General features: G+C 45.4%; 11 protein-coding genes. 7 read left to right on the top strand and 4 right to left on the bottom strand.

Going from position 1 to position 11129, the window contains the following annotated elements; translation table 11 throughout:
- Positions 1 to 40 precede the first annotated feature (40 nt).
- On the top strand, positions 41 to 481 hold the full coding sequence (locus RT717_RS04160; protein WP_317490470.1) for a hypothetical protein: 441 nt from the start codon (positions 41 to 43) through the stop codon (positions 479 to 481).
- A 140-nt stretch (positions 482 to 621) separates the two neighbouring features.
- Positions 622 to 1950, top strand: a complete 1329-nt coding sequence (locus RT717_RS04155; RefSeq protein ID WP_317490469.1) for a M20 metallopeptidase family protein — start codon at positions 622 to 624, stop codon at positions 1948 to 1950.
- A 5-nt stretch (positions 1951 to 1955) separates the two neighbouring features.
- Here RT717_RS04155 and RT717_RS04150 read toward each other — a convergent pair whose 3' ends face one another.
- Together RT717_RS04150 and RT717_RS04145 are read right to left on the bottom strand one after the other, a co-directional pair.
- Positions 1956 to 2423, bottom strand: coding sequence for a DUF6702 family protein (locus RT717_RS04150; RefSeq protein ID WP_317490468.1), 468 nt, complete (start codon positions 2421 to 2423; stop codon positions 1956 to 1958).
- A 323-nt stretch (positions 2424 to 2746) separates the two neighbouring features.
- Entirely contained in the window at positions 2747 to 3178 is a 432-nt protein-coding gene (locus RT717_RS04145; RefSeq protein ID WP_317490467.1) for an Hsp20/alpha crystallin family protein, read from the bottom strand.
- A gap of 288 nt (positions 3179 to 3466) precedes the next feature.
- Between RT717_RS04145 and RT717_RS04140 the strand changes: the two genes are divergently transcribed.
- Positions 3467 to 3799 (top strand): PadR family transcriptional regulator, encoded by a 333-nt coding sequence (locus RT717_RS04140; protein ID WP_151999104.1) that lies wholly within the window; start codon positions 3467 to 3469, stop codon positions 3797 to 3799.
- Positions 3800 to 3809: 10 nt separating this feature from the next.
- Positions 3810 to 6542, top strand: a complete 2733-nt coding sequence (locus RT717_RS04135) for an ABC transporter permease (RefSeq protein WP_317490466.1) — start codon at positions 3810 to 3812, stop codon at positions 6540 to 6542.
- Between the two features lie 82 nt (positions 6543 to 6624).
- Here the strand turns inward: RT717_RS04135 and RT717_RS04130 are convergent, their stop codons facing one another.
- Positions 6625 to 7884: a sensor histidine kinase gene (locus tag RT717_RS04130; RefSeq protein WP_317490465.1), complete on the bottom strand. Its 1260-nt coding sequence runs from the start codon at positions 7882 to 7884 to the stop codon at positions 6625 to 6627.
- A complete protein-coding gene (locus RT717_RS04125) occupies positions 7881 to 8582 on the bottom strand; it encodes a response regulator transcription factor (protein ID WP_317490464.1) in 702 nt (233 codons plus the stop codon). Before RT717_RS04125 ends, RT717_RS04130 begins: the two co-directional genes overlap by 4 nt.
- A gap of 698 nt (positions 8583 to 9280) precedes the next feature.
- Here RT717_RS04125 and RT717_RS04120 point away from each other — a divergent pair.
- The 3 genes from RT717_RS04120 (at position 9281) to RT717_RS04115 (ending at position 11085) form a co-directional block, all read left to right on the top strand.
- Positions 9281 to 9511: a hypothetical protein gene (locus RT717_RS04120; RefSeq protein WP_317490463.1), complete on the top strand. Its 231-nt coding sequence runs from the start codon at positions 9281 to 9283 to the stop codon at positions 9509 to 9511.
- Positions 9508 to 9912, top strand: a complete 405-nt coding sequence (locus tag RT717_RS28475; RefSeq protein ID WP_394854121.1) for a type II toxin-antitoxin system VapC family toxin — start codon at positions 9508 to 9510, stop codon at positions 9910 to 9912. The genes RT717_RS04120 and RT717_RS28475 overlap by 4 nt, the downstream gene beginning before the upstream one ends.
- 471 nt (positions 9913 to 10383) lie before the next feature.
- Complete coding sequence (locus RT717_RS04115; protein ID WP_317490462.1) at positions 10384 to 11085, top strand: hypothetical protein; 702 nt, start codon at positions 10384 to 10386, stop codon at positions 11083 to 11085.
- Positions 11086 to 11129 lie beyond the last annotated feature (44 nt).

Raw genomic sequence — 11129 nt, 5'->3', positions numbered from 1 at the left:
ATTCTTTGATTCGGCTGTCCTTTAGGAAACATTTTTTGATATGAAGAAGGCATTGGGAATTATTGGCGTATTTGTCGCCATCGTCTGCGTAGGCATGAGTTGCGGAAAGGAAGAGATCAATTCAGCCCTGGAAGGAACAGAAACTGTTTCCGACACACTGGCGATTAAGCTGGGAGAAACCATTACTTCCGCCGCTGGTGAGCAACTCACTTTCAAGAAGCTTGTAGAAGATTCAAGGTGTCCGGCCAATGCCATGTGCATATGGCAGGGTATGGTAACTGTTGAAATGCAGGCCCAGGTTGGCTCAAAAACGGAGACTTTCACTCTGACTACCAACCCACAGGAGCCAAAGACATCGGCCGTTGTGTTGGGCTACGAGGTAACATTAGTGAATGTATTCCCTTACCCGGGAACCAGCATTGAAGAAGTACAGGAGTCGGACTACTGGGTTGATGTGAAAGTAGTTAAAGTAAACAATTGAGTTGGGGAATGTTTTAGTCAGTTATATTTAATGAGAAGGCTGCCATGGGCGGCCTTCTTTTTTTCACCCCCCGATTATCAAATTGGACTTGAGAATCCGCCATTCATGAAGTACTTTACTGTTTCATTAATGACCCACCAATGCGCAAAGCTTCTCTTTTCCTCACTTCTCTGTTCATAACTTCTTCCCTGCTTGCTTCAGGCCCCGGCAGTCAGGCGCTCGATGCCTTTGTCGCTGATCATATGGCTGAGCTTAAAGCATTTTATCTGGACAGACACCAAAGCCCCGAGCTCTCGCTGGCTGAAAAGGAAACCTCAAAAACGCTGGCTGCTGAGCTCCGTAAGCTTGGCTTTGAAGTGACAGAAAACATGGGTGGCTACGGTGTGGTGGGGGTGTTGAAAAACGGTAAAGGCCCTACAGTGTTGTATCGCACCGATATGGATGCTTTGCCCATGGTCGAAAAAACCGGCCTTGACTACGCCAGTCAGGTGGTTGTAGCTGATGGCACCGGAGGACAGGTGAGCACTATGCACTCCTGCGGACACGATATGCACATGACCGTGTGGCTTGGCACAGCCAAAGCGATGGTGGACATGAAAAGTCAATGGAAAGGAACGCTGGTGATGATCGGGCAGCCTGCTGAAGAAATTGGTGCAGGTGCCAAGCTCATGCTGGAGGCGGGATTGTATGAGAAGTTTCCGGTGCCGGATTACGGAGTAGGGCTTCACTGTAGCCCCACTATACCGACAGGTAAAGTTGGCTTTGGCAAAGGCTATACCATGGCCAACGCAGAGGCCATCAGCATCAAAGTATTTGGTCAGGGTGCCCACGGGGCTTCCCCCCACATGTCGATTGACCCGGTGGTGATGGCATCCATGCTGGTCATGGAGCTCCAGACAATTGTGAGCAGAAACCTGAACCCGCTCGACAACGCCGTTGTGTCGGTGGGAGTGATTAAGGGCGGCACCAAATACAATATTATACCCGACGAAGTGACCCTGGAACTCACCGTAAGAACTTTCACCGAAGAAGTAAGGTTGAAAATTCACCAGAGAATCAAAGAAATAGCCAGGGGGGTGGCGATCTCAGCCGGACTTCCTGAAGACAAATACCCAGAGGTAATCATCCCCGAGACTTTCACCCCAGCCAACTTCAACAATGAAGCTTTAGTAGATCGGCTGTTAGCCTCCGCTGTTAAGGCCATTGGCATTGGCAACGTGGTGGAGGCCGAACCACAAATGGTGGCCGAGGACTTTTCGAGGTATGGAAAAACCACACACAAGGTGCCTACAACTTTGTTTTGGCTGGGCACGGTGCCTCCTGAAAGAACAGCGAAAGTGGCAAAGGGTGAAATGTCATTGCCCGGCCTTCATTCTCCATTTTACTACCCAGCCATCGAAACATCGATAGCAACGGGCGTGAAGGTAACCAGCACTGGCCTGCTTGATTTGTTCAAAGGCGGGAAATAGCAGAGCTATTCAAGCTGAAGCCGTTTGACGCCGGCATTGAACCGGAGGTATCGCTTTTCTCCGTCCCTTTCGATGGCAACCACGTTTTCCTGATCACTGAATAGCTCGACCAATAGGGCATTTTCCACCACGTCAATCGACGTCCCCTCTACAATGAAGTACGACCAAACAGTATCATTTTCTGCACTACCGCTTACCCATTTCAGTGCAAGCTCGTTTCCCTGCTGAGTGATGAAATGCATCTTTGCTTTGATGTAGCTGGCAACAAGCGCCTCCGATTTTTTGATGTCGCCATCAGTTCGCAGCGAAACACTTTCTCCTGAAAAATCTCTGATAGCATCCTCCAGGTCAGTATTAAAAAGCCTGCAGCTTACCTCCCAGGTATCGTTGCCTGAATACGTCACGTTGGTTACCGACACGTAGAGACCGTGGTCGGCCCCAAAAAGACCTATGATGAAAATTAGCACTTGCACATTACAAGGTAGCACAAAAAATATACTCTGGGATCAAGCAATATTTCTGGGGATTAATTCTTTTGACAAGAGCATTATGTCATTACATAAAGAAGCAAAAGATCCAAGCCTAACCCGGCCGGGCGAGACGCATTGAACCAGTTTTGCTTCTTTATTGTCTATCATTCGCCAAATGTTACAGCGTTATTTAAGCGTCTTACTCCCCAGATTTTCCGCTTGATCCATACTCTGCGCCTGGCTAACGGTGCTTAGCCAATGGAATAAAAAAAAGCAATCCCGTCACAAAGACGGGACTGCTCACAACCATCATCCCAAAAAAATTATTACTCAACCAGCACTTTCCTCACCGGTTTCGCTGGCTCAGCCATTTTGTTGAGCTGGAGTTGCAGGACTCCATTTTTGTACTCAGCGTGTACTTTTTCTTCGTTTACATCCTCAGGCAAGGAAAAGGATCGCTTGAAGTTGGTTTGAAAAAACTCTCTTCTGGTGTAGTTGGGTTTTTTCTCTTCATTCTCTTCCTTACGTTCAGATGTCACTGTCAGCATTCCCTTTTCAATGGAAACCCTGAAATCATCTTTTTTGAAACCGGGTGCAGCCATTTCTATTTCATAGCCTTTTTCGGTTTCCTTGATGTTCACGGCGGGCAACAACGGTCTTTGCAGGAAATCATCCCCAAAGAATTTCTCTGTGTCCCACAGATCAGTCAGCAGCGAGTCTATCATTGGCAGGCTGCCATTTCTTTTGACGAGTGTCATAGCTACCTCCTTGCGTTAATGTTATACCCGAAAGTCGCACCAAAACCTTGCCCCTGAAATGATTTAGAACAGCAGGCTTCTATGATTTTCCTCATACCTGTCTTACAGATACTGCGGCAATCAGCAAATCGATTTGTGGCTAAATGCCAGCACGAAAGGTGCCTGTTTGGTGAATTTTTCTTATATTTTCTACATATATGAAAAATAACAAAACCTCAGGGTGCCAACACCGTAAAAAGAGGACATAAACGGAGTTACAACGTCTTTTAAGTCAATACACTACCGATCATGAAGGGAACACATCTTGGAGAATTTGAAGAATTGATATTGCTCACGGTTGCTTTGCTCAATGAAGAAGCCTACGGAGTTGCCATACAAAAAGAGATCAGGAAAAAAGCTGGCAGAAGTGTGGCCATCAGTGCGATACACAGTGCGCTGAATCGTCTTGATTCGAAAGGCTTTGTGGAGTCCGCTTTTGGCGAGGCCACTCCCGAACGAGGCGGTAAACGAAAGCGTATTTTTAAAGTAACAGCCTTCGGCATCAAGTCGCTGGAGCAGGCCAAGGAGCTAAGAGAAAGCTACTGGACGGAAATTCCTCAGCTCTCAATTGAGGGGATGTAAAATTTGAACAATGCCTACCCTGATAAAAAAGGACAACAGAGAGAATAAAAGACCTGAGCCGCCGGCCTGGGCCACTGGCTTCTTGCGTTGGTATTGCCGGGAGGAGCTGGCGGAAGAAATAGAAGGAGACATCAAGGAAATATTTGAAGAGACGGCCGGTGAAAAAAACAGCAGACTGGCCTCGCTGCAGTATGTGTGGCATGTGCTCAAGTTTTGTCAGCCCTTTGCCTGGAAAAAAAAGAACAACAAATACAATCAAACTCAATTTAATAATTGGACTATGCTTAAGAATTACATCATTATCGCTTACAGGAGCCTCCTCAAGAAGGTTGGCTACTCGCTGGTGAACATCTTCGGCCTGGCGGTAGGCATCACTGTCTGCCTGCTCATTGTCATTTTTGTACAATACGAACTCTCCTTCGATAATTTTCAGAAAGACGATGTGTACAGGATCGCCCTCAAAAGAGTATACCCCGAAAGAGAGGTGAACTACGCCTTCATTCCCCACTCCATTGGCCCTCAGCTAAAAGAGGATTTCCCTGAAGTGATCCAATCTGCTAACCTGCTAAAGGCGTTTGCTCCCATTGTGGTGCGTTACAACGACAACTACTTTTATGAAGAAAATATACTTTTCGCAGACAGCACGCTGTTTGAGGTGTTGGAGATTCCGTTGATTGAAGGCGACGCCGAAACTGCCCTGAAAGAGCCCAACAGTCTGCTCATTACCGAATCCATGGCCAAAAAATACTTTGGGGATGAGTCGCCTATGGGCAAAAGCATGGAAACCGGACAAGGTAATTTTATTGTGAGGGCCGTGGCCAAAGACTACCCGGGCAACTCCCACATGGCATTTGACTTCATCGGGTCGATGAGCACCTTCCCGTTCATTGCACAGCCCAATTGGATCGGCTTTGATGTGCTTACCTACCTCAAGCTACAACCAGGCGCCAATCCGGCCACCCTCGAAAAACAGTTTCCTGAGTTTGTGAAAAAATACGCTGCCGGGCCCATTCAGCAGCGCAATGGCATTTCTTACGACGAATACATCGCTGCGGGCAATGGTTACATCTACACACTTCAACCATTGAAGGATATTTACCTCCATTCTAACCTTGAAGGAGAAATAAAGGCCAACGGCAATATCACTTACGTATATATTTTCATTTCAGCGGCCATTTTCATCCTGCTTATTGCCTGCATCAACTTCATGAACCTATCCACTGCCCGCTCCACCGAGAGAGCAAAGGAAGTGGGGATTAGAAAAGTGCTTGGATCGGTAAGAAATCAGCTGATAGGCCAGTTTATTACCGAATCGATTCTGCTTACCTTGATCAGCTTTGTGCTTGCCATGGTAGCGCTGATATTTATCCTGCCTTTCTTTGCCGATGTATCGCACAGGGCACTCACATTAAATTTCCTGCTGGCACCCGCAACCATTACAGTGATCGTTTTGGTCATTTTCTGCATTGGCTTCCTCGCTGGTGTGTACCCTGCCTTTGTGTTGTCTTCCTTTCAACCCGCAGCAGTGCTCAAAGGGAAGATGCAAACATCAAAGTATGGCGTTTTTCTTCGCAACGGCCTCGTCGTTTTCCAGTTTGCTATCTCCATCGGCTTGATTTCCTGCACCATGATCATCTTCAACCAAATGAGTTTCATGCTCAATAAGTCTCTGGGCTTTGAAAAAGATCATGTGGTAGTGATTGAAAGTGCATTCAATGTCAACAGAGACAATTTTCAGAACCCCGATGCCGATGTGTTTCAAATCAGAAGCCGCTACGAAACCTTTGAGAACGAGATCAAAAAGGTGCCTGGAGTGAAAAATGCCACCTACACCTCGGCTATGCCAGGCGACGTAATGCCCGGGTTCATAGTGAGAGTGCCCGGTAGTGGCGAAAAAGAAAGCATGGTAGCGAGAGGACTTTCGGTAGATGAGAGCTTCTTCGAAACAATGCAGATCGAGCTTTTGGAAGGGCGACTGTTCTCGAAGAGCTTCAACGATTCACTATCTATGATACTAGCGGCCTCCACCGTAGCCAAGCTTGGATTGGAAGACCCCATAGGCAAGAAAATAATCAATGTGAATAACGGCGGCGACACCGATATTACCTATACCATTATCGGAGTCGTCAATGACTTCCATTTTCAGTCGTTGCATGTTGGGCTGGAGCCTGTGGCCATTATTCACGTTAACTCCCCCAATACTTTCATTAACAAAATGGTGGTAAAGGTTGATCCTTCCGAGCTAAAGGCTTCTTTGGCCGGTGTGGAAGCAACATGGAACCAGTTTACGAAAGACACACCGCTGCGCTACTACTATCTCGACGAAAACCTGAAGCGCTTCTATGACGCAGAGAAAACCAGTGGCGATATGTTTACCATTTTCACATCGCTGGCCATCATGATCGCATGTATCGGACTTTTTGGTCTGGCAGCTTACACGGCAGGTCAAAAACGGAAGGAGATTGGCGTACGTAAAGTGATGGGCGCTTCCATCTTCAATATCGTGCTGCTGCTGAGCAGGGACTTTACGAAACTTATCCTGATTGCCGTGCTTGTGGCAGTGCCAGCCGCATGGTGGGGCATGGACAAGTGGCTGGATAATTTTGCCTACCGCATCGACATCAGCGTGTGGACATTCCTCCTCGCAGCCCTCACTGCTGTAGTCATTGGCTGGTTAACCGTTGGCTATCAGTCGTTCACAGCCGCCAGCGTGAACCCGGTGAAGTCGCTGAGATCAGAATAAAACTAATTTGAAAGCAGACAAGAGAAAGCTGTCCAAAACGGATGGCTTTTTCTATTTCATGCCCGACCGGAAAATTCTTGCTCTAGCCCGGGTGAAGGCCAATGACCAGGCTGTAGGCATTGTCTTCCTGAACGACCTTAAAATTGAGCTGATGCCTGTTGCAAATGGCTTTGATAATGGATGCTCCTACTCCCAGCCCCCTGATAGAAATAAAATCGGCACCCTCATGAGACAACTCACCGACCTCACGGGTGCTGTTAGTAACTTTTAACTCCCTCGGGGTCAGTTTCACCTCAATAAAGCCATTCTTGATGTTGTGACGAATACTGTTCGAAATGATGTTGTTCAGCAGCGTGTCTATTAGTTGCGGATGGATATCCAGCATCACGTTCGGCACAATGTCGGCCTTCAGGCTAATCTTCTTCAGCTTGATCAGCTCCTCGGTTTGCTCAAGTTTCGAGGTCAGCGTGGCTGAAAAGTCGATATGACCCATTTGATTAAACTGCCCCAGCTCTATTCTTTTCAGGAAAATGAGGGTTTTCTCAAACTCGCTGATACTTAGAATAGTATTACGAATAGCCACCAGGCTCCTTAGTTGGTCTTCGCTCAGGCTCTGGTCCTGAATGAGCAGGTCGATCTTTCCATTGACCACCGCAAGGGGTGTTTGCAGTTCGTGGGTAAGGTAGGAGGTGAAATCCTTCAACTCGTCGTACTCACTCTGAAGTCGGCTTGTTATTTCACGAAGGGTGGCGTCAAGCATCTGAAACTCTTTCACGCTGCTTGGCGCACTCACGTATTCACTTGAGCCATCGAGGTTAAACCGGGTCAGATTACTGAGTATTCCATGGAAAGGCATCCATATCTTCCGAAAGAAGTAAACATTAAGAAAGGAGATCACCACGGCCATTAAAAGGCAAGTAATAACGATGGTAGTGATGACCGACTGGAGTACCTCGTCGTTATCAACCTCTGCTGTGCGTGCCCACACCATGTAGTTCCTGCCATTTGTGCTGTACTGAAACCGCAGTTGGCGATACAGTATGGATTCGTCAAGCTTAGGATTATTAATAATTGTATCAGAGAAGACATCCGTTACAGGCAGGTGCAAAGCGTCCTCTTCTTCTATTTCGTAAATGTCGGCAAATGCATGTTCAATAAATGGACTCTCTCCTTTGTAGTTGTCCAGCAGGTCAATGATATACTGCTTTCTTATTTTCAGCACCTCATCTTCGTTCGTCTCGAGCACCGACTCAATGGACTGGTAAAAAATACCACCACCAAGAGCAACCACTATGATAATGGCGGGGAGATTAAAGATGAGTTCTTTTACGACCAGCCTCATGCCACTTCAAACCGGTATCCGATACCGTGAACGTTTTTGATGTTGTCCGTGGCTCCTGCATTCATTAATTTCTTTCGCAGGTTCTTCACATGTGTGTATATGTAGTCGTAGTTATCGGAAAACTCAATACTTATACCCCATAGGTGAGCGGCCAGGCTCTCTTTTGTGATCAGGCGGTTTTTGTTAGACATGAGGTAAAGCAGCATCTCAAATTCCTTCTTGGTCAACTCAAGCTCCACATCATGCACAAATGCCTTGAACTCATTGGGGTAGACCGAGATAGACTCCGAAACCACCTGATGGCGGCTATCGCCCAACTTCCTTCTCAGCACAGACCTGATCCGGGCATTCAGCTCATGCAGGTCGAAAGGCTTGGTGAGGTAGTCATCCGCTCCGAGGTCCAGCGACTGCACTTTATCCTCGGTCATGTTGTGCGACGAGATGATGATGATGCCCGTTTTTTGCTGTTTTGACTTGATGAGATTGATGAGGGAGTTGCCACTGCCGTCGGGTAGGTTGATGTCGATCAGGCACACATCGTAGTTCTCGTTCTTTATTTCCTGCTGCGCCGACCGATAGGTCTCCACTGCCACCACCACATACTTCTCCTCTTCCAGGAAAGTCCTGATTGCCTTTAGTAATTGGTATTCGTCTTCTACAAGAAGTAGCCTTACTTCCTTCATTTCGACTTTTGACATTGAACGATACAATTTACTAGAAATCGTTATTTACTAAGCCAGCCCGGGCGATTAAGTTGCCCGGCTATCTCGCTGCTGCAACTAAAAGAAGCCCTCAACCAAATGTCAACTTTGTATTGTGCAAGCCCGGCAGCCCTGGGCTGCATCCCCCAATGGCCGCCACCCGGGCCTGCAAACAACCAACTGAAAGAATAAAACAAGTGATGAGTATCACTTCTTTACAGGAAACCTGTTAAACGCAAAAAATCATCATTCAACCTTCAACTCTTTTGCGATAACCCATTCTTTCGACACCACAAATTTCACCTATGATTTCTGAAGTATTTTGGGAGCAATCCTGAAGTTTTCCTGAACATTTAGTGACAAAACATTCATTTATCGCAATCATTCAGTATAATCCGCAGAGTCGCTCAGTATAATCCGGACAATCAGGGGATTGAGGAGCAAAAGAGCCTGCCACCACCCAAGTCAATCCGCATACTCCTACCGCACACCTTGGCCAGATAAAAACCCCAGCAAACGGATTGGATGAATGAGTTGAAAAATATATGTTTATTCTAGAGGTTTGGAATAAAAACCCGGATCAAAAATCCCTATCTTTCTATAGTGGGGATGACTCTAAGTCTGAGTTGGGATTTGGGGCTGTACAAGTGTTGTAGTTCATTGACTGCAAACCGGAAATTCTCTAACTTTATCACATGGCAACTAAGGAAAAACTAAGAAAATCGATCCTCAACAAGATCAAGAAACTTTCGGACGACAAACTTCCGAACCTGGATGCCTATATCTCTGATTTGGAGTCACACTTATCGACTGACAAATCGCCATTATCTTTCAGCGGAATTTTTAAGGAACTCGAATTAACCGAACTAACTTCTGACCTCCATAAATCAAGAGAAGATCATAACTATCGAATTCCGCAGTTTTGAACAGATCACTTATTGATACAGACATACTTTCATATTTTTTGAAAGGTCATGAGCAGGTGACTGAAAACGTTAAATTGTATCTTAAGGAACAATCGAAAATCACGATTTCAGAAATAACATATTTCGAAGTTCTGTCCGGCTTAACTTTTAAGAAGGCCACTAAACAAATACAAGAGTTCGAAAACTTCATTTCAACATGTGAAGTCCTAAAGCTCTCAACATCTTCGTTGCGAATTTCTGCAAACATCTATTCTGAGCTTAGAGAAAAAGGAATTACAATCGGAACCGCTGATCTATTAATTTCAGGGATCGCACTGGCTAACAACTTGACGCTGGTAACGAACAACCAGAAACATTACCAACCTATTGAGCAACTTTCAACTACCAACTGGAACGAATAAAAACGGATCACAACACTCCGCTAACAATGAATGGCGGCTTCATCGGTTTTCAAGCATCAGTTGGCTTGGATTCTCCCCCACATAGTTTAATTTTATCATTGCGCAACCTTGGCTGAAGCTACTGTTGGGAAGACGTGCCTTAGTGCAAGTGGAATGGGAGCTGCATAAAACTCCCACACTCATTTTACCGAGGCATTGACATTCTTCATATTAGAACGTAAAAAATATTCAAAAAATCCCTCGGGATAGACACCATGTACTGCAACGGTTTTGTTCCAGTAGCCTTTTTAGTAATTAGTTTAACAATAATTCGATTCTTCATGAATCACAAAACAAATAAAAGAAAGGAGACTTATATGGAACATGTAAATGAGAACAATAAATGCACAACAGGATTGAAATCTATGATTGAAACAGTTTGGGCTATAGGGGCATCCGTTGCAGCTACGGGTGCGCTAACCTAATTGAAGAATGGCTGAAAAATTTACATTTCCAAATGCAGGAATTCATATTGTTTCACACAAGGTCGGGGAAGCAGATTATTTTTTAACAAAATTAAATGAGACCCATTCTTGGGAACCTGAATACAATTATCTATTCAGCGCTTTTGTAAGCGCACTTCGTAGCATAACTTTCACGCTACAATTTGTCATGAAAAAGTACCCAGGATTTGAGCCTTGGTATACATCCAGACAAGAAAAACTAAGGAAAAGTGAGCTTGCTAAATCTTTTGTCGAATTCAGGAATCACGCTCAAAAAACAGGACTTATTCCAATAATGAAGGAACGAAGTTTTTTTGAGGGCGTATTTTATGAATCTGATCAGTTTTACGTACCAACAAATTCAGAGATCAAAAAAGTGCCAAGTGGGCACGTAATTGAACTTTCCAAACAATGCTTGACTGAAGTACTTTCTGTCGTTGGTGAGTGTTATCGAGATTTTGATGTTTATATTGACCCAAGAGTACTGTTCACCGAACGAGGGATTACCGCTCTTAATTGGACTGTCGAAGATATAGAAGAAATGGTCGGATTTCCGAGAGGCTATACTGACATTCCCTATGACTATGAAAGTACAGGTCTATCTAAGGATGAAACAAGGTTGAATTCATTAAGACGATATGGCGGAGATGAAACACTACAATTCTATTTAGACAAATACTTAGCCCAGTAAGAGAAAAATGACGAAATGCCAACAAAAGCTAATTTGGGTTCCAT

This window comes from Imperialibacter roseus, from assembly GCF_032999765.1.
Taxonomy (GTDB): domain Bacteria; phylum Bacteroidota; class Bacteroidia; order Cytophagales; family Cyclobacteriaceae; genus Imperialibacter; species Imperialibacter roseus.
This window is presented reverse-complemented; position numbering and strand designations above follow the sequence as displayed.

Bases quoted from the DNA above. Each gene is read 5' to 3' on its own strand.
- RT717_RS04160 (WP_317490470.1), top strand. From the start codon at position 41: ATGAAGAAGGCATTGGGAATTATTGGCGTATTTGTCGCCATCGTCTGC.
- RT717_RS04155 (WP_317490469.1), top strand. From the start codon at position 622: ATGCGCAAAGCTTCTCTTTTCCTCACTTCTCTGTTCATAACTTCTTCC.
- RT717_RS04145 (WP_317490467.1), bottom strand. From the start codon at position 3,178: ATGACACTCGTCAAAAGAAATGGCAGCCTGCCAATGATAGACTCGCTG.
- RT717_RS04140 (WP_151999104.1), top strand. From the start codon at position 3,467: ATGAAGGGAACACATCTTGGAGAATTTGAAGAATTGATATTGCTCACG.
- RT717_RS04135 (WP_317490466.1), top strand. From the start codon at position 3,810: ATGCCTACCCTGATAAAAAAGGACAACAGAGAGAATAAAAGACCTGAG.
- RT717_RS04130 (WP_317490465.1), bottom strand. From the start codon at position 7,884: ATGAGGCTGGTCGTAAAAGAACTCATCTTTAATCTCCCCGCCATTATC.
- RT717_RS04125 (WP_317490464.1), bottom strand. From the start codon at position 8,582: ATGTCAAAAGTCGAAATGAAGGAAGTAAGGCTACTTCTTGTAGAAGAC.
- RT717_RS04120 (WP_317490463.1), top strand. From the start codon at position 9,281: ATGGCAACTAAGGAAAAACTAAGAAAATCGATCCTCAACAAGATCAAG.
- RT717_RS04115 (WP_317490462.1), top strand. From the start codon at position 10,384: ATGGCTGAAAAATTTACATTTCCAAATGCAGGAATTCATATTGTTTCA.